The following is a 26,631-nucleotide window of genomic DNA, read 5'->3' as shown; positions in this document are numbered from 1 at the left end:
GGCGGGGCGAGCACATGACCGCCCGACGCGTCGCGCGCGTGCTGCTGGATTCCCCCCTGCCGCAGCTGGACCGGCTGTTCGACTACGCCCTCCCGGACGGCGTCGACGTAGAACCCGGCGTGCGCGTGCGCGTCCCGCTGCGCTCGGCCGGACGCATGATCGACGGGTTCGTCGTCGAGGTCGACGACGAGGACGACGGCGATCGCCCGCTCTCGATGCTCGAGACCGTCGTGTCCACCGTGCCGGTGCTGCCCCCCGCGCTGTACGCGCTGGCCCGCCGCGTCGCCGATCGCGCCGCCGGTTCGGCCGCCGACATCCTGCGCCTGGCGATCCCCAAGCGCATGGTCCGCGCCGAGAAGGCGTGGCTGGCGGCCGATCCGCCGGGCCCGCCGGAGGTGGACGCGGACGCGCTCGCCCGCGCTGACGCCGTGCTGGCGGAGTACCCCGAACTCACCGCGGGCATCCGTGCGGGGGAGCGCATGGCCGTGGATGCTCCGCCCAGGCCCGCGCGCGATGTTCCGGCCGGGGCGTGGGCGGTGCTCCTGGCGGCGGCTGCGGCACGCGAGCTGGCCGACGGGCGCAGTGCCATCCTCGTCGTGCCCGATTACCGCGACCAGGCGCAGCTGGAGCGCGCGCTGGCGGCCTTCGTCCCGCCGGACGCGGTCGTCCGCGACGACTCCGATCAGTCCGGGCCGGCGCGGTACGCGCAGTTCCTGCGCACCCTGGCCGACGCGCCGTGCATCGTCATCGGACGCCGCTCGGCGGTGTACGCGCCCGTACGCGCGGGCCTCGTCGCGATCTGGGACGACGGCGACCCGCTGCTGTCGGAGCCGCTGAGCCCGGGCGTGCACGCCCGGGACGCCGCCCTGGTGCGCCAGGAGCTGGAGGGGTCGGCGCTGCTGTTCGCCGGTCACACCCGCACGACCGACGTCCAGCGCCTCGTGGACGTGCGCTGGGTGCGCGAGATCGCCGCCGCCCGCCGCACATCGCCCCGGGTGGTGCTGAGCGCGACCCGGGAAGGGGAGCGCGGCTCACGCGTGCCCTCGAGCGCCTTCCAGGCCGCGCGCGAGGCCGTTGCGCACGGCCCGGTGCTCGTCCAGGTCTCCCGCCCGGGATATGCGCCCTCGCTCGTGTGCGCGGAGTGCCGGCGTCCGGCGCGTTGCGCGGCGTGCGCGGGTCCGCTGCGCGCGGCGCGTCCGGGCGCGGTCCCCACGTGCGCGTGGTGCGGACGCGCCGCCCACGGATGGACGTGCCCCCACTGCCAGTCGGAGAAGCTGCGGATGGCCTCTTCCGGCACCGAGCGCACGGCCGACGAGCTCGGGCGCGCCTTCCCCGGCGTGCGCGTGATCGTCTCCGACGGCGCGCATCCCGTCGCCGAGATCGAGGCCCGGCCGGCGCTCGTGGTCGCCACGCGCGGTGCCGAGCCGTTCGCCCCCGGTGGGTACGCGGCGATCGTCCTGCTCGACGGCGAGCGGATGCTGCTGTCCGAAGCGCTGCGCATCGGCGAGGACTGCCTGCGCTGGTGGTCCGATGCCGCCGCCCTCGCCGCGCCCGGCGCACCCGTGCACCTCGTCGGCGTCACCGGGCCGGTCGCCCGCGCCCTGGCCACGTGGACGCAGGCCACCTACGCCCGCAGCGAGCTCGCCGAACGCGCACCGCTGCACATGCCGCCCGCCGTGCGGCTGGCCTCGGTGGAGGGCCCCCTCCGCGCCGTCGACGAGGCGCTGGCGGAGCTGCGCGCGGAGGTGCCCGACCTCGGGCCGCACGCGATCCTCGGACCCGTCCCTCGCACGAGCGCCTCCGACACGCCCACCGCGCGCGCCCTCGTCCGTTTCGACTACGCCACCGGCCGCGCCGTCGCGGAGAGCCTGCGGGCAGCCGTCGTGGCCGACGCCGCACGGGCGCGTGCCCGCACGCGCGGGAAGGGCACCCCTGCCCGCAATACACTCAGAGTCCGGTTCGACATCCCCGAACCGGACCTGTGAGGAGAACCATGCGCCTCGTCTTCGCCGGCACGCCCACCGCGGCCGCCCCCTCCCTGCGCGCCCTGGCGGCCGGACCGCACGAGGTCGTCGCGGTGCTCACGCGCACCGACGCCCCGCTCGGTCGCAAGCGCGTGCTCACGCCGTCTCCGGTGGCGCAGGCCGCGGCCGACCTGGGGATCGACGTGATCAAGGCCGACCGGCTGGATGCCGAAGTCACCGGCGCCGTGGCCGCGCTGGCCCCCGATCTCGGCGTCATCGTCGCCTACGGCGGCCTGGTGCGCGAACCTCTGCTGTCGACCCCCGCGCACGGATGGATCAACCTGCACTTCTCCCTGCTCCCGCGCTGGCGGGGGGCAGCACCCGTCCAGCGGGCGCTCATCGCCGGCGACGACACCCTCGGTGCCAGCGTGTTCCAGCTCGTCCCTGAGCTGGACGCCGGACCGGTGTTCGCCGAGGAGGCCACTCCCGCAGGCGACCTCACCGCCGGCGAGGCCCTCGACGCGCTCGCGCTTTCGGGCGCCGGGCTGCTCGCTCGCGTCCTCGACGACATCGCCGACGGCCGCGCCGCCGCCGTCCCGCAGGTCGGAGAACCCACCTTCGCCCCCAAGCTCACCCTCGCCGACGGCGCGGTCGACTGGACGGCGGACGCGGACAGCATCCTCGCCCGCATCCGCGGCGTGACCCCCGAACCCGGCGCGCACACCACCGTCGACGGCGCGCGACTGAAGATCGTGCAGGCCGCCGCCGCAGCTGCCGACGCGCCGGCGCTCGCGCCCGGTGAGCTCGCCCTCGCCGACCGCCGCGTCCTCGCCGGGACCGCCACGCGCCCCGTGCAGCTGGTCACGGTGCAGCCGGCCGGCCGAGGCGCCATGGCCGCCGGCGACTGGTGGCGAGGCCTGCGCGCCGAGCGTCCGCGGGTGGGATCGTGAGCGTGCAGGGCGCACGACGCGTCGCCTACGACGTCCTGCGCGCCGTGGACGAGGCCGACGCGTACGCGAACCTCCTGCTGCCGCACGCGATCGGGCGCGCCGGTCTGGACGCCAAGGACGCCGCCCTCGCGACCGAGCTCACCTACGGCACGCTGCGCCGACGCGGCACCTACGACGCCGTGATCGCCCTGGCCGCCGACCGCAGGATCGAGGACATCGATCCGCCCGTCCGCGACGCGCTGCGCCTGGGCGTGCACCAGATCCTGTCCACGCGCGTGGCCTCGCACGCCGCCGTCAACGAATCCGTCGAGCTCGTGCGCCGCGCCGCCGGGAAGGGTGCCGCCGGGTTCGCCAACGCGGTGCTCCGCCGCGTGGCGCGCGGAACGCCCGGCGAATGGCTGCAGCGCGTGGGCGAGTCTGCGCGTTCGAACGACGAGCGCATCTCCCTCGCCTCCTCGCATCCCGTGTGGATCGTCCGCGCCTTCCGCCGCGCCCTGGCCGCCGAAGACCGTGCGGACGAGCTGGACGCGCTGCTCATGGCCGACAACGACGCGCCGCGCGTGACCCTCGCCGCCCTCCCGGGACTCGCGCCCGTGCCCGCAGACGCGCCACGGGGCCGGTACTCCCCGTACGCGTTCCCGCTGGCCGGCGGGGATCCCGATGCCGCCGTGTCGGCGAGCGGCGGGCGCGTCCGCGTGCAGGACGAGGGCTCACAACTGGCGGCTCTCGCCCTCAGCCGCGCGAGCGCGATCCGCCCTGGGGAGCGGTGGCTGGACCTGTGCGCAGGTCCCGGCGGCAAGACGGCCCTGCTGGCGGCCGAAGCGCTGGCTGCCGGCGCGTCGCTGGAGGCCAACGAGCTGGTCCCGGCGCGGGCCGAACTGGTGCGCCGCTCGGTGGCGGCCGTGCCGATGGAGGTCCCCGTTTCCGAGGAGGACGGGCGCACCCGCGCCGCCTCCACGCCGGGCGCCTACGACCGCATCCTCGTCGATGCGCCGTGCACCGGCATCGGCGCGCTCCGGCGGCGTCCGGAGGCGCGGTGGCGCAAGACGCCCGCCGACGTGCCGCCGCTGGCGACGCTGCAGCGCGAGCTGGTGCTCGCCGCGGTGGAGGGGCTGCGCCCGGGGGGCATCGTCGCGTACGTCACGTGCTCGCCGCACCTGGCCGAGACCGCCGGCGTCGTCGCCGACGTCCGCCGCGAGCTCGGGGACGCCGTCGAGGAGCTCGACGCGCGCGCCGTGCTGCGCGAGGTCTCCCGATCTCCCATCGAGCTGCCCGATCAGAGTGACGGATCCGGGCGCGCACAGCTGTGGCCGCACCGGCACGGCACCGATGCGATGTCGATCGCGCTGCTGCGCAAGCGCGCGTGACACCGTCCCGATGGACGCCGTGACGATGGACGCGGTGACGATAATGGAGCAGTGACCCCCTCCCGCGAGTCCGGCGCCGTCCGGATCAACCCCAGCATCCTCGCCGCCGATTTCGTGAACATGCAGTCCGAGCTCGCGCGCATCGCCGGGGCGGACTTCGTGCACGTGGACGTCATGGACAACCACTTCGTCCCCAACCTCACGTTCGGTCCGCAGATGGTCGGGCGCATCCAGGAGACCAGCCCCGTGCCGCTGGACGTGCATCTCATGATCGACGAACCCGAGCGCTGGGCACCCGGGTATGCCGAACTGGGGGCGGCCTCTGTCACCTTCCATCTGGAGGCCTCCGCCGAGCCGGTGACCCTCGCACGGACACTGCGCGCCGCCGGAGCGCGCGCGGGCGTCGCCATCAAGCCGGACACAGCGGGGGAGTCGCTGTACGACGTGCTCGACGAGTTCGACCAGGTCCTGGTCATGACGGTGGAACCCGGGTTCGGTGGTCAGTCCTTCCGCGCGGAGACGATGCCCAAGCTGCGTGCGCTCGTGGCCGAAGCGCGACGGCGCGGCTCGGCGGTGTGGTTCCAGGTCGACGGGGGCATCTCCGAGTCCACGATCGCCCAGGCCGCCGAGGCGGGCGCCGACACGTTCGTCGCCGGATCGGCCGTGTTCGGATCCGACGATCCGGACGCCGCGATCGCGCACCTGCGCACCCTCGCGCGCCGTCACCACGCCGCACCCTGACCGGGAGGCGCCGCAGGTTCGATACTCTGGCTGTGTGAAGACCTTCGACGCCCTGTTCGCTGAGCTGAGCGCGAAGGCCACCGAGCGTCCCGCCGGCTCGGGGACCGTCGCGCAACTGGATGCGGGAATCCACACGATCGGCAAGAAGGTCGTCGAGGAAGCCGCCGAGGTGTGGATGGCCGCGGAGTACGAATCCGACGACGCCACGGCCGAGGAGATCTCCCAGCTGCTGTACCACCTGCAGGTGCTCATGCTCGCCAAGGGCCTCACCCTCCAGGACGTCTACCGACATCTCTGAGCATCCCTCGCCGGCCCGTTCACCCCTCCTACGAAAGCCCCGTCATGCTGCGCATCGCCGTGCCGAACAAGGGCTCGCTCGCCGACACCGCCTCCGAGATGCTCTCGGAGGCCGGATACACCGGCCGGCGTGACCCCAAAGACCTCCATGTGATCGACCCCGCGAACGAGGTCGAGTTCTTCTACCTCCGCCCTCGCGACATCGCCACCTACGTCGGCTCCGGCGCCCTGGACGTGGGCCTCACCGGCCGCGATCTCCTGCTGGATGCCCGCATGCCCGGGGCGCGCGAGATCGAAGCGCTCGGCTTCGGCGACTCCACCTTCCGCTTTGCCGGCCCGCCCGGACGCTTCACCGAGCTCGCCGACCTCGAGGGCACCCGCGTGGCGACGGCCTATCCGGGTCTGGTCGACGGATTCCTCGACGAACGCGGCATCGCCGTGGACCTGGTCCCGCTGGACGGCGCGGTCGAATCCGCCGTGCAACTGGGCGTCGCCGATGCCGTCGCCGATGTCGTGTCCACGGGCACGACGCTGCGTCAGGCGGGGCTGGAGATCTTCGGCCCGGCGCTGCTGCACTCCGAGGCGGTGCTCATCGCCGGTCCCCGCGACGCCGAGGGCACCGACACCCTGCTGCGGCGCCTGCGGGGCGTCCTCGTGGCCCGCCGCTACGTGCTCATCGACTACGACCTGCCCGCGCGGCTGGTCGACGACGCCGTCGCCGTCGCGCCGGGGATCGAGTCGCCCACCATCTCGCCGCTGCGCGATCCGGAATGGGTCGCGGTGCGCGTCATGAGCCCCCGCCGCGGCGTGAACCAGGTGATGGACGCGCTGTACGCCATCGGAGCCCGTGCGATCCTCGTGACCGAGATCCACGCGGCGCGGCTGTGACCGGGCAGGCCCTCACGATGTCCCTCGCCCGCCGCGTCATCCCCTGCCTGGATGTGGCCGCCGGTCGCGTGGTCAAGGGCGTGAACTTCGAGAACCTCCGCGACATGGGCGACCCGGTGGAGCTGGCCCGGCTGTACTTCGATCAGGGCGCCGACGAGATCACGTTCCTCGACGTCACAGCGACGGTGGACGAGCGCGCGACGACGTACGACGTCGTCCGGCGCACCGCGGAAGAGGTCTTCATCCCGCTCACCGTCGGCGGCGGCGTCCGCTCGGCCGACGACGTCGCCCGGCTCCTCGGAGTGGGCGCCGACAAGGTCGGCGTCAATTCCGCCGCGATCGCCCGGCCCTCGCTCGTGGATGACATCGCCGACCGGTTCGGGGCGCAGGTCCTCGTCCTCTCCCTCGACGTCAAGCGGTCCGCCACGACCCCCTCCGGCTTCGTGGTCACCACCCACGGCGGTCGCACCGAGACCTCACTGGACGCGCTCGCGTGGGCGCGTGAGGCGATCGAGCGCGGCGCCGGCGAACTCCTGGTGAACTCCATCGACGCCGACGGCACGAAGGCGGGCTTCGATCTGGAACTGGTCGCGCTCATGCGCGAGGTCGCCAGCGTCCCCGTCATCGCCTCGGGCGGCGCCGGAGCGGTGGAGCATTTCGCCCCCGCCATCCACGCCGGCGCCGACGCGGTGCTTGCCGCATCGGTGTTCCACACGGGCGCCCTCACCGTGGGAGATGTGAAAGCGGCCCTGGCCGCGGACGGAATCGAGGTGCGCCGATGACCGAGAGCGTGGAAGAGCGCATCGCGCGGGTGGCCTTCACTCCCGAAGGACTCGCGCCGGCGATCATCCAGCAGTGGGACTCCGGCGAGGTGCTCATGCTGGGATGGATGGATGCCGAGGCGCTGCGCCGGACGCTCACCAGCGGGCGCGTGACCTTCTGGTCGCGGTCACGGCAGGAGTACTGGCGTAAGGGCGACACCTCCGGTCACATCCAGCTCGTGCGCGGCGCGCGCCTGGACTGCGACGGAGACGCGCTGCTCATCCAGGTGGAACAGGTGGGCCCCGCCTGCCACACCGGCACCCGGACGTGCTTCGACGCGGACGACCTCGAGCCGGTGGCGGACGCGACGTCATGATCCGGCGCGCGCGTCTCATCGCCGTCGTCGCGACCCTCGCTGCGGGGGCGACCGGCGTGATCTCGGCGACCCAGACCTGGCTCACCGTCGTGCTCGCCGACGGCTCCGCCGAGCCGCTCCTGGTCCCCGGAGCCGCGGCCCTGCCGGTCCTGACGCCCCTCAGCCTCGCCGCACTGGCACTCGGGGCGGCGCTGTCGATCGTGGGCACCGTCGTGCGCGTCATGTTCGGAGCCATCGGGCTCGCCATCGCCGCCGTCCTGGGATGGCTGTCGGCGGTCATCGCATTCGCGCCGCCGGTCACCGCGGTCGCCGCCACCGTGAGCGCGGCGACCGGGATCTCCGGCGTCGAGGGCGTGGGGCGCCTGGTGGAGAGCATCGGAACCACCCCGTGGCCGGCGCTGACCCTCGCCGCGCAGATCGTTCTGGCCGCCGCGAGCCTGTTCACGATCGTCACGGCACGCCGCTGGCGCAGCGGTGCCGACCGGCGATACCGCACGGCCCCGGGGCCGGCGGGCTCACGACCGTCCGACGCCATCGACTCGTGGGACGACCTCTCGCGCGGCGAGGACCCCACGCGCTGAGCCCGGCCGCGCCGTGCTCGGAGGCGGCGGAGGCACCGATAGACTTGCACGGCACACGACACGCCGTGCCCGCACCCGAAGGAGACCCATGAGCAGCAACATCGGCGACCCCGGTCACGGACACTCGCCGGCCGCGTGGACGGCCGTGACGATCATGCTCGTCGCGATCGCGATCGGGACCACCGCGTTCTTCCTCGATCTCCAGTGGCTCGTGTGGGCCTCCGCCGCCCTGGTGGTCGTGGGCCTGCTCGTGGGCTGGGGCATGTCGAAGGCCGGTTACGGCGTCGGCGGCGCGAAGTACACCCCCAAAGAGCATTGAACATGCTCGCCGACCTCACCGCCGGCGCCGTGGAGGACGCCGAGCGGCGGTCCCTCGTGCGGCCGCCGGCCGAGGTCGAGCGTGCCGCGCTCAGCCAGACGCCCGCGCGTGACGCGCTGGCCGCGCTCGCACCGGCCGACCGCGTCCGGATCATCGCCGAGGTCAAGCGCGCGAGCCCCTCGCGCGGCGACCTCGCCGACATCCCCGACCCCGCCGCCCAGGCCCGGCTGTACGAGGAGGGCGGCGCATCCGCGATCTCGGTGCTCACCGAGGAGCGCCGGTTCAAAGGCAGCCTCGCCGACCTCGAGGCGGTCAAGGCCGCCGTCTCGCTGCCGGTGCTGCGCAAGGATTTCATCGCGACGCCCTACCAGGTGCTGGAAGCCCGTGCGGCCGGCGCCGACCTGGTCCTACTGATCGTGGCCGCGCTCGAGCAGCCGCTGCTCGCCGAACTGCACCAGCTCGTTCTGGACCTCGGGATGACCCCGCTGGTGGAGACGCACTCCGCCGACGAGGCTGCGCGCGCCGCCGACATCGGAGCGCGCCTGGTCGGGGTCAACGCGCGCGACCTGTCGACGTTCGCCCTGGATCGCGACCTGTTCGGACGCCTCGTCGACCGTCTGCCGGCCGACGCGATCAAGGTGGCCGAATCGGCCGTGCTCAGCCCCGACGACGTCGCCCACTACCGCGCAGCCGGCGCCGACGCCGTGCTGATCGGGGAAGCCCTCGTCACCGGGGACCCCGTCGCCACCCTTCGTGCCTTCTTGGGAGCATCCGCATGAGCCTGCGTTCGGAAACCGGCCCGTTCTTCGGGGACTTCGGCGGGCGCTACATGCCCGAATCCCTCATCGCCGCCATCGACGAGCTCACCGCCGTCTACGAATCGGCCATGGCCGACCCCGCCTTCCTGGAGGAGTTCCGCGGTCTGCTGCACAGCTACGCCGGGCGCCCCTCGCCGATCACGGAGGTGCCGCGCTTCGCCGAGCACGCCGGCGGCGCTCGCATCTTCCTCAAGCGCGAAGACCTCAACCACACCGGCTCGCACAAGATCAACAACGTCCTCGGCCAGGCACTGCTGACCCGCCGACTGGGCAAGACCCGCGTGATCGCCGAGACCGGCGCGGGGCAGCACGGGGTGGCCACGGCCACCGCCGCCGCCCTCTTCGGCTTCGACTGCACGATCTACATGGGCGAGGTCGACACCGAGCGCCAGGCTCTCAACGTCGCACGGATGCGTCTCCTGGGCGCCGAGGTCATCCCGGTGCGCACGGGTTCGCGCACCCTCAAGGACGCCATCAACGAGGCGTACCGCGACTGGGTCGGCAGCGTGGAGACGACCAACTACATCTTCGGGACGGCGGCAGGCCCGCATCCGTTCCCCGCGATGGTGCGCGACTTCCAGAAGGTGATCGGCGAGGAGGCCCGCGCCCAGCTGCTCGAGGAGGTCGGCCGGCTTCCGGACGCGGTGTTCGCCTGCGTGGGCGGGGGATCCAACGCGATCGGGATGTTCGACGCCTTCCTGGACGATGACGACGTGCGCCTGTACGGCGTGGAGGCGGCCGGCGACGGCGTCGACACGCCGCGGCACGCCGCCTCGATCGAGCGGGGTCGGCCGGGCGTCCTGCACGGTGCGCGGACGTTCGTGCTGCAGGACGAGGACGGCCAGACCGTCGAGTCGCACTCCATCTCGGCCGGCCTGGACTACCCGGGGGTCGGGCCCGAGCATGCGTGGCTCGCCTCCATCGGCCGGGCCCAGTACATCCCGGCCACCGACGACGAGGCCATGCAGGCGCTGCGCCTGCTCAGCAGGACCGAGGGCATCATCCCGGCGATCGAGTCGGCGCACGCTCTGGCCGGAGCGCTGCGCCTGGGGCCCGAGCTCGGCCCCGACGCGGTGATCGCGGTCTGCCTGTCGGGCCGGGGGGACAAGGACATGGACACCGCCGCGCGCTACTTCCAGCTGTACGACGCGCAGCAGGCCGAGATCGTCAACGTCCCGCCCGCGGACGAGGCGGCCAGCGGAGAGGGCGTGGAGCTGTGACCTCGCGAGTCGCCGCCGCCATCGACGCGGCGCACGCGCAGGGCCGCGGCGCGTTCATCGGCTACCTGCCGGCCGGCTTCCCCGATGTGCGCACCGGGATCGAAGCCGCCGTGGAGCTGGCCCGCAGCGGCGCGGACGTGCTCGAGATCGGTCCGCCTTACAGCGACCCCGTCATGGATGGCGAGGTCATCCAGGAGGCCACGCAGGCGGCCCTGGCGGGCGGCTTCCGGCTGCGCGACCTGTTCCCCGCGCTCGCGGAGATCACGAGCCGGGTCGAGATCCCGGTCTTGGTCATGACGTACTGGAACCCCGTCGTGCAGTACGGCGTCGACCGATACGCCGACGCGCTGGTGGACGCCGGAGCGGCGGGTCTGATCACACCCGACATCACGCCGGAAGAGGCGGGGGAGTGGATCGCCGCGAGCAAGCGGACGGGCCTTGACCGCGTGTTCCTCGCCGCGCCCACCTCCAGCGACGAACGACTGGACATGATCGCCGAGGCATCCACGGGCTTCGTGTACACCGTGTCGACGATGGGTATCACCGGCGAGCGGGCCGACCTGGATGCTGCCGCCCGCACGCTCGTCGGACGCCTGCGCGCGGCGGGAGCCGAGCGCGCGTGCGTGGGCATCGGCATCTCCACGCCCGACCACGTCGCCGGCGTCGTGGACTACGCCGACGGCGCGATCGTGGGCACGGCACTCGTGCGCGCACTGCGGGACCGCGGAGTGGACGGCCTCGGCGAGACCGCCCGCGCCCTCGCCGGCGGCACCGTGCGGCAGCCCGCGTCGCGCTGATCACCCGCACGCCCTGCGCGCCCTAGACTCGAACCCATGACGTTCGCCCCTTCGAGCGCCCTCAGTGGCGTGCTCGGCAGCATCCCGAGCCCCGAGATCAGCTACATCGACCTCGGCCCGCTGCGGATCCACTTCTACGCCCTGTGCATCATCGTGGGGATCATCGCCGCGATGCTGCTGACCAATGCGCGCCTGACCCGCCGCGGCGCCGAGCCGTGGGTCGTCATCGACATCGCCCTGCTCGCCGTTCCGCTGGCGATCATCGGCGCGCGGATCTACCACGTGCTGACCCACCCCGGCTTCTACTTCGGCGAGGGCGCGGACGTGTGGGCGGTCTTCCGGATCTGGGAGGGCGGCATCGCCATCTACGGCGCCCTGATCGGCGGCGCCGTGGGCGCGTGGCTCGGGTGCCGCTGGACCGGGATCCGCTTCTGGACGCTCGCCGACGCGATCGCTCCTGGGCTCCTGCTGGCGCAGGCGCTGGGCCGCTTCGGCAACTGGTTCAACCAGGAGCTGTTCGGCCAGCCCACCGACCTGCCGTGGGGACTGGAGATCGACTCCGACAACCCCGCCTTCCCGGCAGGCCTGGAGCCGGGCACGCTGTTCCACCCCACGTTCCTCTACGAAGTGATCTGGAACCTACTGGGCGTGGCGGTGCTGCTGTGGGCTGGACGGCGCTTCCGGCTGCAGTGGGGGCGCCTGTTCGCGGTCTACCTCATCTGGTACAGCGCCGGGCGCATCGTGTGGGAGTCGATCCGCATCGATCCGAGCGAGATCTACTTCGGTCTGCGCACCAACGTGTGGGCCGCGATCGCGGGCGTGGTGCTGGGTCTGGTGATCTTCTTCGTGCAGCGCCGCCGCCACCCCGGCTACGAGCCGTCGCCGTACAAGCCGGGACGCGAAGCGGAGGCGAAAGGCGCTGTACAATCGGCTGACCCCAACGACTTCGTCGACGTGAGCGAGCCGCCCGCGACGGAGACCCGCGTCGGCAGCGCCACAAGCACGACCGCCACGAGTTAGGACATCTTCTGGGCCGACGTCGTCCCATCTTGAGCATCAACGTGAGGACGGATGGTATGGCCTCGAGCAACCGTTCCGACGCCGTGGGAGGAGTTCTGCCTCCCCGGCAGGGCATGTACAACCCGGCGTTCGAAAAGGACGCGTGCGGGCTGGCGATGGTCGCGACCCTGCGCGGTGAGCCCGGTCACGACATCATCGACCTGGCCCTGACGGCGCTGCGCAACCTCGAGCACCGCGGAGCGATCGGCTCGGACGCGGGCACCGGGGACGGTGCCGGCATCCTGACCCAGATGCCCGATGCCTTCCTGCGCGCCGTCGTCGACTTCGACCTGCCTCCGACGGGGGAGTACGCCGCCGGGCTGGCCTTTCTGCCGCGCGATGCGGACGAACGCGCCGCGCAGAAGGCCGGCATCGAGCGGATCGCCCAGAGCGAGAACCTCGTCGTGCTGGGCTGGCGCGAGGTCCCCGTCGAGACGGGGAACCTCGGCAAGCTCGCCTACCAGGCCCGGCCCGCCTTCGAGCAGCTGTTCGTGTCGCGACCGGCCACCGGCGATGCCCCCGCGCTCTCGGGCATCGCGCTGGATCGGCGCGTGTACCGCCTGCGCAAGCGCGCCGGCCACGAGCTGGACGCGTACTTCGTCTCGCTCTCCAGCCGCACGCTCGGCTACAAGGGCATGGTCACGACCCTGCAGCTGGAGCCGTTCTACCCCGACCTGCAGGACGAGCGCTTCGCTTCCGAACTGGCCGTCGTGCACTCTCGGTACTCCACCAACACCTTCCCGTCGTGGCCGCTCGCGCAGCCGCTGCGGATGCTCGCCCACAACGGCGAGATCAACACCGTCAACGGCAACCGCAACTGGATGCGCGCACGCCAGTCGCAGCTGGAGTCCGAGCTGCTGGGCGACGTCACGCCACTGCTGCCGATCTGCACCGAGGGTGCGAGCGACTCGGCGTCCTTCGACGAGGTGCTCGAGCTTCTCACCCTGACCGGGCGGAGCCTGCCGCACGCCATGATGATGATGGTGCCGGAGGCCTACGAGAAGCAGCCGGACATGGATCCGCAGCTCCGCGCCTTCTACGAGTACCACTCCATGCAGATGGAGCCGTGGGACGGCCCCGCCGCGCTCATCTTCACCGACGGCACCCTGGTGGGAGCGACCCTCGACCGCAACGGGCTGCGTCCGGGCCGCTGGACGGAGACCACCGACGGCCTCATCGTCATCGGCAGCGAGACGGGCGTCCTGGACTTCGAGCCCGCCCGCATCAAGCGCCGCGGCCGTCTGCGGCCGGGGCGGATGTTCCTCGTGGACACCGCGCAGGGTCGCATCATCGAGGACGAGGAGATCAAGGCCGACCTCGCCGGCATGCGCCCGTGGCAGGAATGGCTGGATGCCGGGCGCGTGCGCCTGGCCGACCTTCCCGAGCGGGAGCACATCGTGCACCCGATCGCCTCGATCACGCGCCGTCAGCGCACGTTCGGCTACACCGAGGAGGAGGTGCGGATCCTCCTGACCCCCATGGGCCAGACCGGTGCCGAGCCCCTCGGCGCGATGGGCAGCGACACGCCCGTCGCCGTCCTCAGCGAGCGGCCGCGCCTGCTGTTCGACTACTTCGTGCAGCAGTTCGCGCAGGTGACCAACCCACCGCTGGACTCCATCCGCGAGGAGGTCGTCACCTCCCTCGGGCTCGGTCTCGGTCCCGAGCGGAACCTGCTGGACTGGGGCGCGGACCACACGCGCGTCATCACGCTGGATTTCCCGGTCATCGACAACGACGAGCTGGCCAAGCTCCAGAACATCGACAAGGCTCTGCCGGGGCGCCGTTCGGTCACCATCCGCGGTCTGTACCACTTCGACCAGGGTCCCGGCGCACTCGAGGCGCGACTGGATGCCATCAGCGCCGAGGTGGATGAGGCCATCGCCGACGGCGCGGAGTTCCTGATCCTCAGCGATCGCGACTCCAACAAGGATCTCGTCCCCATCCCCTCGCTCCTGCTGGTCTCGGCGGTGCACCACCACCTCATCCGTCGCCAGAACCGCATGAAGGTCGGGCTCGTGGTGGAAGCCGGCGACGTGCGGGAAGTGCACCACGTCGCGACGCTGCTGGGGTACGGCGCATCCGCCGTGAACCCCTACCTGGCGATGGAGACGGTCGAGTACCTCGTGCGGGCCGGTTTCATCACGGGCGTCACGCCCGAGAAGGCCGTGAAGAACCTCATCTACGCCCTGGGCAAGGGCGTGCTGAAGATCATGTCGAAGATGGGCATCTCGACCGTGTCCTCCTATGCCGGCGCGCAGGTGTTCGAGGCCGTGGGACTGTCGGAGGAGTTCGTCCAGAAGTACTTCACCGGCACCGAGACCAAGCTCGGCGGCATCGGCATCGAGCACGTGGCCGCCGAGAACCAGGCCCGCCACGACTTCGCCTACCCCGAAGACGAAGCGGTGCGCGCGCACGAGCGGCTGTGGACCGGTGGCGAGTACCAGTGGCGCCGCGACGGCGCCCCGCACCTGTTCAACCCCGACACGGTGTTCCGCCTGCAGCACGCCACGCGCGAGCGCCGGTACGACATCTTCCGCGAGTACACGCGTCTGGTCGACGACCAGGCGGGCGAGCTCAAGACGCTGCGCGGGATGTTCGGGCTGCGCACGGGCGAGCGCCCACCGGTGCCGCTGGACGAGGTCGAACCCGTCTCCTCCATCGTGCGGCGATTCTCCACCGGGGCGATGAGCTATGGCTCCATCTCGAAGGAGGCGCACGAGACCCTCGCCATCGCGATGAACAGCATCGGGGCGAAGTCCAACACCGGTGAGGGCGGCGAGGACGTCGATCGCCTCCTCGATCCCGAGCGGCGCAGCGCGATCAAGCAGGTCGCGTCCGGACGTTTCGGCGTGACCAGTCTCTACCTCACGCAGGCCGACGACATCCAGATCAAACTCGCCCAGGGCGCCAAGCCCGGCGAGGGCGGACAGCTGCCGCCTGCCAAGGTGTACCCGTGGGTCGCACGCACGCGGCACGCGACCGCCGGAGTCGGGCTCATCTCGCCTCCGCCGCACCACGACATCTACTCCATCGAAGACCTCAAGCAGCTCATCTTCGACCTCAAGCGCGCCAACCCCGGCGCCCGTATCCACACGAAGCTCGTGAGCCAGTCCGGCATCGGCGCGGTGGCGGCCGGTGTCGCCAAGGCGCTGTCGGATGTCATCCTCGTCTCCGGCCACGACGGGGGGACCGGCGCCAGCCCGCTGAACTCCCTCAAGCACGCCGGGACGCCGTGGGAGCTGGGCCTGGCCGAGACGCAGCAGACCCTCATGCTCAACGGCATGCGCGACCGCGTCGTCGTCCAGGTGGACGGGCAGCTCAAGACCGGCCGCGACGTCATCATCGGCGCGCTCCTGGGGGCGGAGGAGTTCGGTTTCGCCACTGCTCCGCTCGTGGTGTCGGGATGCGTCATGATGCGCGTATGCCACCTGGACACCTGCCCGGTCGGCGTGGCGACGCAGAACCCCGTCCTGCGGTCCCGGTTCACCGGCAAGCCCGAATTCGTCGTGAACTTCATGGAGTTCATCGCGCAGGAGGTACGCGAGTACCTCGCCGCCCTCGGCTTCCGCTCGCTGGATGAGGCCATCGGTCACGCCGAGCTGCTCGACGTCGACCGCGCCGTCGAGCACTGGAAGGCCGGTGGGCTCGACCTCAGCCCGATCCTGGAGGGCCCGCATTTCGCCCCCGACGAGCCGCGCAGGGCGCAGCGGGCACAGGACCACGAGCTCGACGATCACTTCGACGTGACCCTCATCGAGCGCGCCCAGGATGTCATCGCGCACGGCGGCACCGTCGAGATCGCGCTGCCCATCCGCAACACCGCCCGCGCGGTGGGCACGATGCTGGGCCACCACGTGACCCGTGCGCACGGCGCCAACGGACTGACCTCCGGCTCGATCGACGTGTCGCTGACCGGCTCGGCCGGTCAGTCGTTCGGGGCCTTCCTGCCCGCCGGCATCACCCTGCGGCTCGAGGGCGACTCCAACGACTACGTGGGCAAGGGCCTGTCCGGCGGCAAGGTCGTCATCCGCCCGCCGCGCGAGTCGACGTTCGCCGCATCCGAGAACGTCATCGCCGGCAACGTGCTCGGATACGGCGCCACCCAGGGATCGATGTTCCTCAGCGGCGTCGTGGGGGAGCGGTTCTTCGTGCGCAACTCCGGGGCGACCGCGGTCGTCGAAGGCGTCGGCGACCACGCGCTGGAGTACATGACCGGCGGGCTCGCGGTGATCCTCGGCGCCACCGGGCGCAACTTCGGCGCCGGCATGTCCGGCGGCACGGCGTACGTGTACCGCCTGGACCGTGCGCTGGTGAACCGTGAGGCGCTCGCCTCGGGCGAGCTGGAGCTGGGCGCGCTCGGCTCCGGCGACGCCGAGATGCTCCGAGACCTGCTCCAGGAGCACGTGACCGAGACCGGCTCCGAGCTCGCCCAGCGCCTGCTGGCGGATTTCGACGCCGAGCTGGCGAACTTCGTCCGCGTCGTGCCCCGCGACTACGCCGCCGTCCTGCAGACGCGGCAGGCGGCCGTGGACGAAGGCCTCGACCCCGACGGCGACGTCGTCTGGACCCGCATCATGGAGGTGACCGGTGGCTGACCCGAAGGGTTTCCTGAAGACCACGCAGCGCGAGCTGCCGCCGCGGCGGCCGGTGCCCGTGCGCATCATGGACTACAAAGAGGTCTACGAGGCCGCCGACCCCGCGATGGTCCGGCGCCAGGCCGGACGCTGCATGGACTGCGGCATCCCGTTCTGCCACAAGGGGTGTCCGCTGGGAAACCTCATCCCGGAGTGGAACGACCTCATGTGGCGCGGCGAGGGCCGCGCCGCGATCGAGCGGCTGCACGCCACCAACAACTTCCCCGAGTTCACCGGGCGGCTGTGCCCCGCCCCGTGCGAGAGTTCGTGCGTGCTGGGGATCAACCAGCCGGCCGTGACGATCAAGCAGGTCGAGGTCTCGATCATCGACGAGGCGTTCGCGCACGGCTGGGTCGAGCCCGAGCCGCCGCAGCGGCTGACCGGCAAGACCGTGGCCGTCGTCGGATCCGGCCCCGCGGGCCTGGCCGCCGCCCAGCAGCTCACGCGGGCAGGGCACACCGTCGCGGTGTACGAGCGCGACGACCGCATCGGCGGGCTCCTGCGCTACGGCATCCCCGACTTCAAGATGGAGAAGCGTCACCTCGAGGCGCGCCTGCGTCAGATGCGCGACGAGGGCACGCGGTTCCGCGCGGGCGTCGAGATCGGCGTGGACATCTCCTGGTCGGACCTGCGCAGCCGGTACGACGCCGTCGTGGTGACCACGGGCGCGACGGTGCCGCGCGACCTCCCGATCCCCGGCCGCGACCTCGCCGGCGTGCACTTCGCGATGGAGTACCTCGTCGAATCCAACCGCGCCGTCGCCGGTGACCAGGTGGACCACCAGATCAGCGCGCACGGCAAGCACGTCGTCGTCCTCGGTGGCGGCGACACCGGCGCCGACTGCATCGGCACGGCGCATCGGCAGGGCGCCCTGAGCGTGACGAACCTCGCGATCGGCGTGCAGCCCCCCGAGGCCCGCCCGTCGCATCAGCCGTGGCCGATGACCCCGACGCTGTTCGAGATGTCCTCCGCGCACGAGGAGGGCGGCGAGCGGACCTACCTCGCCTCGACCGTGGAGTTCCTCGGCGACGGCGCGGGCGAGGTCCGCGCGCTGCGCGTGGCCGAGACGGAGTTCGTCGACGGGCGGCGGGTGCCCAAGAGCGGCACCGAGCGTGAGATCCCCGCCGACCTGGTCCTGATCGCCCTGGGCTTCACCGGCCCCGAGCGCACGGCGCTGGAGGATCAGCTCGGCGCGCAGTTCACCGCACGCGGCAGCGTCGCGCGCGATGACGACTACGCCACGACCGCCGACGGCGTGTTCGTCGCCGGCGACGCCGGCCGCGGTCAGTCGCTCATCGTATGGGCGATCGCCGAGGGCCGTGCCGCCGCGGCGGCGGTGGATCGCCACCTCATGGGCGCCACGGCGCTGCCGTCCCCGGTGCGCCCGGCTGATGTCGCGATCGGTCTGCAGCCCGCGTAGGCTGGCCAACGCCACCCCCGACCACCTTTCCCTTCCTCTTCCGTGGAGTACACACATAGTGAGACGCGCCAAAATCGTCGCCACCCTGGGCCCGGCAACCTCGTCCTACGAGATGGTTCGCGCCATCATCGACGCGGGCGTCGACGTGGCCCGACTGAACCTCAGCCACGGCGATTACTCCGTGCACGAGGCCAACTTCGCCAACGTGCGGCGAGCGGCGGATGATGCGGGGCGCCCGGTTGCGATCCTGGTCGACCTGCAGGGGCCGAAGATCCGTCTGGGCCGGTTCCAGAACGGCCCGCACGAGCTGTCCGCCGGCGACATCTTCACCATCACGATCGATGACGTCCCCGGGACGAAAGACCTGGTCTCCACGACGTTCAAGGGTCTCCCTCAGGATGTCGCGCCCGGCGACTTCCTCCTCATCGACGACGGCAAGGTGCGAGTGCGGGTCATCGAGTCCGACGAGCGCACCGTGACCACCGAGGTCGTGGTGGGCGGACCGGTGTCCAACAACAAGGGCATCAACCTCCCCGGCGTCGCCGTCAACGTGCCCGCCCTCAGTGAGAAGGACGAGGCCGACCTGCGCTGGGGGCTGCGCGCCGGTGCCGACCTCATCGCGCTGTCGTTCGTCCGCTCCGCGCAGGACGTCGAGCGCGCCCACGTCATCATGGCCGAGGAGGGGCGCCGCATCCCCCTCATCGCGAAGATCGAGAAGCCGCAGGCCGTCGACAACCTCGAAGAGATCATCGACGCCTTCGACGGCATCATGGTCGCCCGTGGCGACCTCGGCGTCGAGCTGCCGCTGGAAGCGGTTCCCATCGTGCAGAAGCGCGCGGTGGAGCTGGCCCGCCGGATGGCCAAGCCGGTCATCGTGGCCACGCAGATGCTGGAGTCCATGATCGCCAGCCCCGTCCCGACGCGCGCCGAGACCAGCGACGTCGCCAACGCGGTGCTCGACGGCGCCGACGCCGTCATGCTCTCCGGCGAGACCAGCGTGGGGGAGTACCCCGTCACCGTCGTGGAGACCATGGCGCGCATCGTGGCCTCGACCGAGGAGCACGGGCTGGACCGCATCGCACCTCTTGGCGCCAAGCCGCGCACGCAGGGCGGTGCGATCACCCTCGCCGCCGTGGAGGTCGCCGACTTCGTCGAGGCGAAGTTCCTGTGCGTCTTCACCGAGTCCGGCGACTCCGCTCGACGGCTGGCGCGCATCCGCTCGATGATCCCGATGCTCGCGTTCACACCGGAGCCGGGCATCCGCCGCCGACTCGCACTGACGTGGGGCGTGCACGCCACTCTCGTGGAGCACGTGCCGCACACCGACCGCATGTTCGTCCAGGTGGACGAGTACCTGCTGGGACGTGAGCTGGCCAAGGTCGGCGACAAGGTCGTCGTGATCTCCGGATCGCCTCCCGGAATCGCCGGGTCGACGAACGATGTCCGCGTGCACCGGGTCGGCGACGCCGTTCACGGCGCCGCTCCCATCTATCAGGCCGACAACTGACGCAGGCGCGCGGGTGCGGCCTCACGGGGCCCACCCGCGCGCGTGCGCTAGGGTCGATGCCGACATGCAGGCCGGTGTGGCGGAATGGCAGACGCGGGGCACTCAAAATGCTCTGTCCGCAAGGACGTGTGGGTTCGAGTCCCACCACCGGTACGACCCCGGACCTCGCCATGAGGCGGGTTCGCGGGGCAATGTCCCACCGACGACAAGATGCCGTCGCTCTCAGTTCTAGGATGGATACGTGACCGAGCAAGAGCCCCCCGCCGCATCCGCCCCCCGCCGTGTCGTCGTGGCCGAGGACGAGTCGCTGATCCGGCTGGACATCGTCGAGATCCTCCGAGACAACGGCTACGACGTCGTGGGTGAAGCCGGCGACGGCGAGACCGCCGTGCAGCTGGCCACCGAGCTGCGTCCCGACCTCGTCATCATGGACGTGAAGATGCCCCAGCTCGACGGCATCAGCGCCGCCGAGCGGCTGAGCAAGAACCACATCGCGCCCGTCGTGCTGCTGACCGCCTTCAGCCAGAAGGAGCTCGTGGAGCGCGCGAGCGAAGCCGGCGCGCTCGCGTACGTCGTGAAGCCCTTCACGCCCAACGACCTGCTGCCGGCGATCGAGATCGCCCTCGCCCGCTACGAGCAGATCATCACGCTCGAAGCCGAGGTCGCCGACATGGTCGAGCGCTTCGAGACCCGCAAGCTCGTCGACCGCGCCAAGGGCCTGCTCAACGAGAAGATGGGCCTCACCGAGCCCGAGGCGTTCCGCTGGATCCAGAAGGCCTCGATGGACCGCCGCCTGACCATGCAGGACGTGGCCAAGGCCATCATCGAGCAGCTGGCGCCCAAGAAGTCCTGACACCCCGCACGAGGATGCGTCGGCTCACTCGGCCGGCGCATCCTTGATGTGGTTGGTGATGCGCACGGTGGAGCACCGACGCCCCTGCTCATCGGTGACGACGATCTCGTGCACCGTGAGGGAGCGGCCCAGGTGGATCGGCGTGCAGACGCCGGTGACGCGACCCGATGTCGCAGAACGCGTGTGCGTGGCGTTGATATCCACGCCCACCGCGAGGCGGCCGGGACCGGCGTACAGGTTCGCGGCCATCGATCCGAGTGACTCGCCCAGGACGACGTACGCGCCGCCGTGGAGCAGACCTACCGGCTGCGTGTTGCCCTCCACGGGCATCGTGGCGACGGCCCGTTCGACGGTGAACTCGACCCATTCGAAGCCCATCTTCTCGGCCAGGGCGCCCATGCCGCGCTGGGCCACCCAGGCGAGTCCGGAGTCGGTGTCGGGGGCAGTCGAGCTCATCATCGCCTTCGTCGGGGAGCGGGCAGAGATGTCCGTTCCCGTCGTTAGGCTGATTGGGTGACGGACTCCGCAAAGCCTACCCTCCTCGTCGTCGACGGCCATTCGCTCGCCTACCGTGCGTTCTTCGCGCTGCCGGTCGACAACTTCTCCACGAAGGACGGGCAGCACACCAACGGCATCTACGGATTCCTCTCGATGCTGGTGAACCTCATCAAGGCGGAGAAGCCCACGCACCTCGCCGTCGCCTTCGACATGGCGCGGCACTCCTTCCGCACCGACCAGTACCCCGAGTACAAGGCCAACCGGTCCGAGACGCCCAGCGAGTTCAAGGGCCAGATCCCGATCCTGCAGGACTGCCTCGCGGCCATGAGCATCCCGGTGCTGCAGAAGGAGGGCATCGAGGCCGACGACATCCTCGCCACCCTCGCGACGCAGGGGGCGGAGCAGGGATTCCACGTCCTGGTGTGCTCGGGCGACCGCGACACGATCCAACTCGTCACCGACGACGTGACCCTGTTGTACCCCAACGTGCAGGGCGTCTCGCAGCTCAAGCGCTACGACCCCGAGACCGTGGTGGCGAAGTACGGTCTGCCGCCCGAGCAGTACCCCGACATCGCCGCGCTCGTGGGGGAGACGAGCGACAACCTCCCCGGCGTGCCCAAGGTGGGGGAGAAGACCGCCGTGAAGTGGCTGACGCAGTACGGGTCGCTGGACGCGCTGCTGGAGAACGCGGACAAGGTCACCGGCGTGGTCGGCAACAACCTCCGCGAGCACCTCGAGGACGTGCGCCGTAACCGCCGCCTGAACCGCCTGCTGCGCGATGTCGAACTGCCGGTGACCCCCGCCGACCTGGAGGTGCGTCCGATCGACGCCCAGGCCGTGCGCGACATCTTCGCCCGACTGGAGTTCCGCACGCTGCTCCCGCGCGTGTTCGAAGTCGCCGGGGCGGATGCGACGGGGTCGGATGCCAGCATCCCGGTCGCGCAGGCCCCCGCCGCCGTGCAGGCCGACGCCGCGGCCCTGTCGGCATGGATCGCCGACGCGGCGGGAGAAATCGGTGTCACGCTCGTGCTCACCGGCGGTCGCCCGACGCGCATCGGGCTGGCGACGGCCGCGGGCGCCGTCGAGGCCGACTGGACGGCCGAGACCCGCGACGCCCTGGCCGACTGGCTCTCATCCGACAGCCCGAAGGTGTTCGTCGACGCCAAGCCGCAGGTCAAGGCGCTGCTGCGGGAGGGCATCGACGTGGGCGGCCTGTCGCTCGACGTCCTCCTGGCCGGGTGGCTCCTGCGTCCGAGCTTCCCCGACAAGAACCTCGCCGACCTCGTCGCGCGCTACCTCGGCGAGAAGCTGCCCGAGGCCGACCCCACCCAGCTCGTCCCCGAGACCGAGGGCGCCACCCCCGGTCAGCTGTCATGGTTCCTCCTGCGCGTGGCCGATGCCCTCCGCGCCGAGCTGCCCGCCCCCGTCGCGACGGTGCTCACCGACATCGAGCTGCCCACCCTGCAGGCCCTCGCGGCCATGGAGCTGGCCGGCGTCGCGGTGTCGCACGAGAAGCTCTCGACCTTCTCGGGGGAGCTCGCCGCGCGCGCCGACGCCCTCGCACAGGAGGCCTACGCGGCGATCGGGCGCGAGGTGAACCTCGGCTCGCCCAAGCAGCTGCAGGAGGTGCTCTTCGACGAGCTCGAGCTGCCCAAGACCCGCAAGACCAAGTCGGGGTACTCCACGGATGCTGCAGCCCTCGCGGATCTCCAGGAGACCCACCCGCACCCCTTCCTCGCGCTCCTGCTGCAGCACCGCGAGGCCACGAAGCTGCGGCAGATCATCGAGTCGCTGGATGTCGCGATCGATGACACTGGCCGCATCCACACCACCTACCTGCAGACGGGCAGCCAGACCGGGCGTCTGTCCAGCACCGACCCGAACCTGCAGAACATCCCGATCCGCAACGAGGAGAGCAGCCGTATCCGTGCGGCCTTCGAGGTGGGCGAGGGATACGAGACGCTCCTGACGGCCGACTACTCCCAGATCGAGATGCGCATCATGGCGCACCTCTCCGGTGACCCGGGACTCATCGAGGCGTTCAACTCGGGGGAGGACCTGCACCGCTTCGTCGGCGCCCGCGTGTTCGGCGTCGCCCAGGAGGACGTCACCCCGGCCATGCGGACGAAGGTGAAGGCGATGTCGTACGGCCTCGTGTACGGGCTGTCGGCGTTCGGCCTGTCCAAGCAGCTGCGCATCGACCAGTCCGAGGCCCGCGAGCTCATGATGGAGTACTTCGCCCGGTTCGGGGCGGTGCGCGACTACCTGCGCACGTCGGTGGAGAAGGCGCGCGTGGACGGATACACCGAGACGATCTTCGGGCGACGCCGGCCGTTCCCCGACCTCAACAGCCCCAACCGCGTGCTGCGCGAGAACGCCGAGCGGGCAGCGCTGAACGCCCCCATCCAGGGCAGCGCCGCCGACATCATGAAGATCGCGCTGTTCCACATCCACGCCGACCTGGGCGAGGCGGGTCTGCGCTCGCGCGCGCTGCTGCAGATCCACGACGAGCTCGTGCTGGAGGTCGCGCCAGGGGAGTGGGACGCCGCCGAGCAGATCGTCCGCACCCGCATGGGCGACGCCGCCGACCTCTCCGTGCCACTGGATGTGCAGATCGGACGCGGCCCCGACTGGAACGAAGCCGGCCACTGACCCCTCCCGGGAGCCGGGCGAGGTACTGACCCCTCTTCCCGAACTCCTCAAACCCGCGCCGCCCGCGCCCATAACCGGGCCGATCCGCCCCTCGCGGCGCCGGATCTGAGGACTTCGGGCACGGTCGGGCCGCCGGACTCGTCCCGCGCTGCCACGGACTCCTCCCGCGCCGCCACGGACGCCCACCGCCCCGCCACCGCCGCGCGCCGGACCCACGGACGCGCGAAGTACGCCACCCCTTCCCGAACTCCTCAAACCCGCCCCGTCTGCGCCCGTAACCGGGCGGATCCGGCACTTGAGGCCGCGGATTTGAGGAGTCCGGGCACAGTCAGGACGCCGGCACCCCGACCGCGCAGCCACCGACGCCACCACCCCGCCACTGACGCCACCCGACCCGCCACGCACGTGCGAAGTACCTCACCCCTTCCCGAACTCCTCAAACCCGCCCCGTCTGCGCCCGTAACCGGGCCGATCCGGCACTTGAGGCCGCGGATTTGAGGAGTTCGGGCACAGTCGGGACGCCGGCACCCCGACCGCGCCCCGACGGTCGCCTCCCCGGCTCCCGAGCCGCGGGGGCGCCGGGTTGGCCGCGCGGCGGGCCATCCGTAGGCTCGATGCATGACTGATGCATCCCGTACCCCGACGCCGATCGACGCGATCGCCGACGCGTGGGTGGACACCATCGCCGAACTCGAGCCGACCGCCGCGACCTACATCGGTCGCTCGGAGTACAACGACCGGTTCGGGGACTACTCGCCCGACGGCCACGCCCGCATGGCGGCGGCCACGCGTGACGCCCTGGCGGCGCTGGATGCGGCGGAGCCGGTCGACGACGTGGACCGGGTCACGAAGGCCGATCTCGCGCGGGAGCTGCGGCTGAGTCTCGATCTCTACGACGCGCAGTGGCACCTGCGCGACCTGAACGTCATCGCCTCGCCGGCGCAGGACATCCGCATGGTGTTCGACCTCATGCCCACCGCCACGACAGAGGACTGGTCGGTCATCTCCACGCGTCTGAAGGCGCTGCCGGCGGCCCTGGACGGCTACATCGAGACGCTGCGGGAGGGAATCTCCCGCGGTGTCGTCCCCGCCCGCCGGCAGGTGCTCGAAGTCGTCACGCAGATCGACCGGTACACCGCCGACCACGGCTACTTCGCCGAGTTCGCCGCCGAGGCCGGGCCGCAGGAGGGCCAGCTGCCCGCTTCCCTGGCGCGGGAGCTCGCCGACAACGCCAACGCCGCCCGCGTGGCCTACGGCGAACTGGCGTCGTTCCTGGGGGGCGAGCTGGCTCCCGTCGCGGGGGAGAAGGATGCCGTCGGCCGCGAGCTGTACGCGCTGCACTCCCGCCGGTTCCTGGGCGCGACGATCGACCTGGACGAGACGTACGAATGGGGCGTCGAGGAGCTGGCCCGGATGGTGGCCGAGCAGGAGGCGATCGCGGAGGAGATCCTTCCCGGCTCGAGCGTCGAGGAGGCCGTCGCCTTCCTCGAGGCCGACCCCGCACGAAAGCTCCGCGGCACGGACGCGTTGCAGAAGTGGATGCAGGAGACCAGCGACCGCGCGATCGAGCAGCTGGGCGCCACGCACTTCGACATCCCCGACCCCATCCGCACGCTGGAGTGCATGATCGCCCCCACGAAGGAGGGCGGCATCTACTACACCGGTCCCACGGACGACTTCTCCCGCCCCGGCCGCATGTGGTGGTCGGTGCCGGAGGGCGTGACCGAGTTCGACACGTGGCGCGAACTGACCACCGTGTACCACGAGGGCGTGCCGGGGCATCACCTGCAGATCGCCCAGGCCGTCTACAACCGCGCCCAGCTGAACTCCTGGCGCCGACTCCTGGCCGGAACCTCCGGCCACGCCGAAGGCTGGGCCCTGTACGCCGAACGACTCATGCAGTCCCTCAGCTTCCTCGACGACCCCGCCGACCGGCTCGGCATGCTCGACGGCCAGCGGATGCGGGCGGCCCGCGTGGTGCTGGACATCGGCGTGCACCTGGAGAAGCCGCGCCTGGACGGCACCGGCACGTGGGATCACGACTACGCGCTGGAGTTCATGCTGCGCAACGTCAACATGTCGAACGAGTTCGTGCGCTTCGAGGTCAACCGCTACCTCGGCTGGCCCGGGCAGGCGCCCTCCTACAAGGTGGGCCAGCGCATCTGGGAGCAGATCCGAGACGGCTACGCCGACGCGCAGGGCGACGCGTTCGACATCAAGGGCTTCCACAAGCGCGCGCTCGACCTCGGCGGCGTCGGGCTGGACACGCTTCGGGAGGCGCTCCTGCCCTGAGCGGGATCACGTGGGGAGGTTGCGGGCCAGCAGGCGCGCGACCTCCTCGTCCGTGGTCTGCGGGAACGCATCGTAGAACTGCCCGACGGCGCGGAATTCACGCGGCCGATGCGGGCACACGAAGGCGTCGACGACGCCGTCGTCCGGAGCCCAGTCGTACGGCGCGACCGGGGCGGCCAGGACCACGTCGGCCGCGCCCCGGCTCCGAACAGCACGACATGCTGCGAGAGCGGTCGAGCCCGTCGCGATGCCGTCGTCGACGATGATCGCCACGCGCCCGCCGAGGTCGATCCCGGGGGACGGGTACGCGGCGCTCCGGCGGGCCAGCTCGGCACGTTCGGCCTGCTCTACGCGCTGCAGGTCGGCCGGCGTCGTGCCGGTCAGGCGCAGCATCGGCTCGGAGAGCACCCGCGCGTTCTCGGCGATCGCTCCGACGGCCAGCTCGGCGTTGCCGCGGGCCCCGAGCTTGCGCACCGGTACCCGGTCCAGCGGCCACCCGTATGCCGATGCGACGACGGCCGCGACGACGACACCGCCGCGCGGGATGCCGAGCACCACCGCATCCCGCCCCCGCCATGCCCGGAGCGACGCGGCGAGCTGCGTGCCGGCATCGACCCGGTCGGCGAACAACGCCAT

At 71.5% G+C, this 26,631-nt stretch carries 22 protein-coding genes and 1 tRNA gene; 21 read left to right on the top strand and 2 right to left on the bottom strand.

Annotated features, from left to right (window positions below; all coding sequences use genetic code 11):
- The first annotated feature begins 14 nt into the window (after positions 1-14).
- From E4K62_RS08575 to E4K62_RS08485, 19 genes are all read left to right on the top strand, one after another.
- Positions 15-1,985, top strand: a complete 1,971-nt coding sequence (locus E4K62_RS08575) for a primosomal protein N' family DNA-binding protein (RefSeq protein WP_135066230.1) — start codon at positions 15-17, stop codon at positions 1,983-1,985.
- A gap of 8 nt (positions 1,986-1,993) precedes the next feature.
- On the top strand, positions 1,994-2,914 hold the full coding sequence (gene fmt / locus E4K62_RS08570) for a methionyl-tRNA formyltransferase (protein ID WP_135066227.1): 921 nt from the start codon (positions 1,994-1,996) through the stop codon (positions 2,912-2,914).
- Positions 2,915-2,916: 2 nt separating this feature from the next.
- Positions 2,917-4,281: an RsmB/NOP family class I SAM-dependent RNA methyltransferase gene (locus tag E4K62_RS08565; protein WP_135071139.1), complete on the top strand. Its 1,365-nt coding sequence runs from the start codon at positions 2,917-2,919 to the stop codon at positions 4,279-4,281.
- Positions 4,282-4,332: 51 nt separating this feature from the next.
- Complete coding sequence (gene rpe / locus E4K62_RS08560) at positions 4,333-5,022, top strand: ribulose-phosphate 3-epimerase (RefSeq protein ID WP_135066224.1); 690 nt, start codon at positions 4,333-4,335, stop codon at positions 5,020-5,022.
- A gap of 34 nt (positions 5,023-5,056) precedes the next feature.
- A complete protein-coding gene (locus E4K62_RS08555; RefSeq protein WP_135066221.1) occupies positions 5,057-5,320 on the top strand; it encodes a phosphoribosyl-ATP diphosphatase in 264 nt (87 codons plus the stop codon).
- A 44-nt stretch (positions 5,321-5,364) separates the two neighbouring features.
- Positions 5,365-6,207 carry an ATP phosphoribosyltransferase gene (gene hisG, locus E4K62_RS08550; RefSeq protein WP_135066218.1) on the top strand — a complete coding sequence of 281 codons (843 nt, stop codon included), beginning with the start codon at positions 5,365-5,367 and terminating at the stop codon, positions 6,205-6,207.
- A gap of 17 nt (positions 6,208-6,224) precedes the next feature.
- Positions 6,225-6,989 carry an imidazole glycerol phosphate synthase subunit HisF gene (hisF, locus tag E4K62_RS08545; protein WP_135071136.1) on the top strand — a complete coding sequence of 255 codons (765 nt, stop codon included), beginning with the start codon at positions 6,225-6,227 and terminating at the stop codon, positions 6,987-6,989.
- Positions 6,986-7,345, top strand: coding sequence for a phosphoribosyl-AMP cyclohydrolase (gene hisI, locus E4K62_RS08540; RefSeq protein ID WP_135066215.1), 360 nt, complete (start codon positions 6,986-6,988; stop codon positions 7,343-7,345). Before hisF ends, hisI begins: the two co-directional genes overlap by 4 nt.
- Positions 7,342-7,926, top strand: coding sequence for a Trp biosynthesis-associated membrane protein (locus E4K62_RS08535; RefSeq protein ID WP_135066212.1), 585 nt, complete (start codon positions 7,342-7,344; stop codon positions 7,924-7,926). Before hisI ends, E4K62_RS08535 begins: the two co-directional genes overlap by 4 nt.
- Before the next feature lie 88 nt (positions 7,927-8,014).
- The gene (locus E4K62_RS08530; RefSeq protein ID WP_135066209.1) at positions 8,015-8,245 is read left to right on the top strand and encodes a DUF6704 family protein; all 231 of its coding nucleotides are present in this window, start codon (positions 8,015-8,017) and stop codon (positions 8,243-8,245) included.
- Between the two features lie 2 nt (positions 8,246-8,247).
- Positions 8,248-9,024, top strand: coding sequence for an indole-3-glycerol phosphate synthase TrpC (gene trpC / locus E4K62_RS08525; protein WP_135066206.1), 777 nt, complete (start codon positions 8,248-8,250; stop codon positions 9,022-9,024).
- Positions 9,021-10,283 carry a tryptophan synthase subunit beta gene (trpB, locus tag E4K62_RS08520; protein WP_135066203.1) on the top strand — a complete coding sequence of 421 codons (1,263 nt, stop codon included), beginning with the start codon at positions 9,021-9,023 and terminating at the stop codon, positions 10,281-10,283. Before trpC ends, trpB begins: the two co-directional genes overlap by 4 nt.
- Entirely contained in the window at positions 10,280-11,080 is an 801-nt protein-coding gene (gene trpA, locus E4K62_RS08515) for a tryptophan synthase subunit alpha (protein WP_135066200.1), read from the top strand. Before trpB ends, trpA begins: the two co-directional genes overlap by 4 nt.
- Positions 11,081-11,116: 36 nt before the next feature.
- Positions 11,117-12,100 carry a prolipoprotein diacylglyceryl transferase gene (lgt, locus tag E4K62_RS08510; protein WP_135066197.1) on the top strand — a complete coding sequence of 328 codons (984 nt, stop codon included), beginning with the start codon at positions 11,117-11,119 and terminating at the stop codon, positions 12,098-12,100.
- Between the two features lie 56 nt (positions 12,101-12,156).
- A complete protein-coding gene (gene gltB, locus E4K62_RS08505) occupies positions 12,157-16,734 on the top strand; it encodes a glutamate synthase large subunit (protein ID WP_135066194.1) in 4,578 nt (1,525 codons plus the stop codon).
- Positions 16,727-18,193: a glutamate synthase subunit beta gene (locus tag E4K62_RS08500; protein ID WP_135066191.1), complete on the top strand. Its 1,467-nt coding sequence runs from the start codon at positions 16,727-16,729 to the stop codon at positions 18,191-18,193. The genes gltB and E4K62_RS08500 overlap by 8 nt, the downstream gene beginning before the upstream one ends.
- 58 nt (positions 18,194-18,251) lie before the next feature.
- Entirely contained in the window at positions 18,252-19,700 is a 1,449-nt protein-coding gene (gene pyk, locus E4K62_RS08495) for a pyruvate kinase (RefSeq protein WP_135066188.1), read from the top strand.
- Between the two features lie 70 nt (positions 19,701-19,770).
- A tRNA-Leu gene (locus tag E4K62_RS08490) sits at positions 19,771-19,853 on the top strand.
- An 88-nt stretch (positions 19,854-19,941) separates the two neighbouring features.
- On the top strand, positions 19,942-20,553 hold the full coding sequence (locus tag E4K62_RS08485) for an ANTAR domain-containing response regulator (protein ID WP_135066185.1): 612 nt from the start codon (positions 19,942-19,944) through the stop codon (positions 20,551-20,553).
- A gap of 24 nt (positions 20,554-20,577) precedes the next feature.
- On the opposite strand, the gene E4K62_RS08480 is transcribed toward E4K62_RS08485, so the two are convergent.
- Positions 20,578-21,009, bottom strand: a complete 432-nt coding sequence (locus E4K62_RS08480; RefSeq protein WP_135066181.1) for a hotdog fold thioesterase — start codon at positions 21,007-21,009, stop codon at positions 20,578-20,580.
- A 57-nt stretch (positions 21,010-21,066) separates the two neighbouring features.
- Here E4K62_RS08480 and polA point away from each other — a divergent pair, with 57 nt between their 5' ends.
- Together polA and E4K62_RS08470 are read left to right on the top strand one after the other, a co-directional pair.
- Positions 21,067-23,703 (top strand): DNA polymerase I, encoded by a 2,637-nt coding sequence (gene polA, locus E4K62_RS08475; RefSeq protein WP_135066178.1) that lies wholly within the window; start codon positions 21,067-21,069, stop codon positions 23,701-23,703.
- Positions 23,704-24,321: 618 nt separating this feature from the next.
- On the top strand, positions 24,322-25,995 hold the full coding sequence (locus E4K62_RS08470) for a DUF885 domain-containing protein (RefSeq protein WP_135066175.1): 1,674 nt from the start codon (positions 24,322-24,324) through the stop codon (positions 25,993-25,995).
- A 6-nt stretch (positions 25,996-26,001) separates the two neighbouring features.
- Here the strand turns inward: E4K62_RS08470 and E4K62_RS08465 are convergent, their stop codons facing one another.
- Complete coding sequence (locus E4K62_RS08465) at positions 26,002-26,631, bottom strand: phosphoribosyltransferase (protein ID WP_135066172.1); 630 nt, start codon at positions 26,629-26,631, stop codon at positions 26,002-26,004.

It is taken from the genome of Microbacterium wangchenii (genome assembly GCF_004564355.1).
In the GTDB taxonomy this organism is placed as follows: domain Bacteria; phylum Actinomycetota; class Actinomycetes; order Actinomycetales; family Microbacteriaceae; genus Microbacterium; species Microbacterium wangchenii.
The sequence above is the reverse complement of the archived record's forward strand: the minus strand, read 5'-3'. Positions and strand labels throughout refer to the sequence as shown.

Bases quoted from the DNA above. Each gene is read 5' to 3' on its own strand.
- hisI (WP_135066215.1), top strand. From the start codon at position 6,986: ATGACCGAGAGCGTGGAAGAGCGCATCGCGCGGGTGGCCTTCACTCCC.
- lgt (WP_135066197.1), top strand. From the start codon at position 11,117: ATGACGTTCGCCCCTTCGAGCGCCCTCAGTGGCGTGCTCGGCAGCATC.
- fmt (WP_135066227.1), top strand. From the start codon at position 1,994: ATGCGCCTCGTCTTCGCCGGCACGCCCACCGCGGCCGCCCCCTCCCTG.
- hisF (WP_135071136.1), top strand. From the start codon at position 6,225: ATGTCCCTCGCCCGCCGCGTCATCCCCTGCCTGGATGTGGCCGCCGGT.
- E4K62_RS08480 (WP_135066181.1), bottom strand. From the start codon at position 21,009: ATGAGCTCGACTGCCCCCGACACCGACTCCGGACTCGCCTGGGTGGCC.
- E4K62_RS08535 (WP_135066212.1), top strand. From the start codon at position 7,342: ATGATCCGGCGCGCGCGTCTCATCGCCGTCGTCGCGACCCTCGCTGCG.
- E4K62_RS08465 (WP_135066172.1), bottom strand. From the start codon at position 26,631: ATGGCGTTGTTCGCCGACCGGGTCGATGCCGGCACGCAGCTCGCCGCG.
- trpB (WP_135066203.1), top strand. From the start codon at position 9,021: ATGAGCCTGCGTTCGGAAACCGGCCCGTTCTTCGGGGACTTCGGCGGG.
- E4K62_RS08470 (WP_135066175.1), top strand. From the start codon at position 24,322: ATGACTGATGCATCCCGTACCCCGACGCCGATCGACGCGATCGCCGAC.
- E4K62_RS08575 (WP_135066230.1), top strand. From the start codon at position 15: ATGACCGCCCGACGCGTCGCGCGCGTGCTGCTGGATTCCCCCCTGCCG.
- E4K62_RS08530 (WP_135066209.1), top strand. From the start codon at position 8,015: ATGAGCAGCAACATCGGCGACCCCGGTCACGGACACTCGCCGGCCGCG.
- trpC (WP_135066206.1), top strand. From the start codon at position 8,248: ATGCTCGCCGACCTCACCGCCGGCGCCGTGGAGGACGCCGAGCGGCGG.
- hisG (WP_135066218.1), top strand. From the start codon at position 5,365: ATGCTGCGCATCGCCGTGCCGAACAAGGGCTCGCTCGCCGACACCGCC.
- gltB (WP_135066194.1), top strand. From the start codon at position 12,157: ATGGCCTCGAGCAACCGTTCCGACGCCGTGGGAGGAGTTCTGCCTCCC.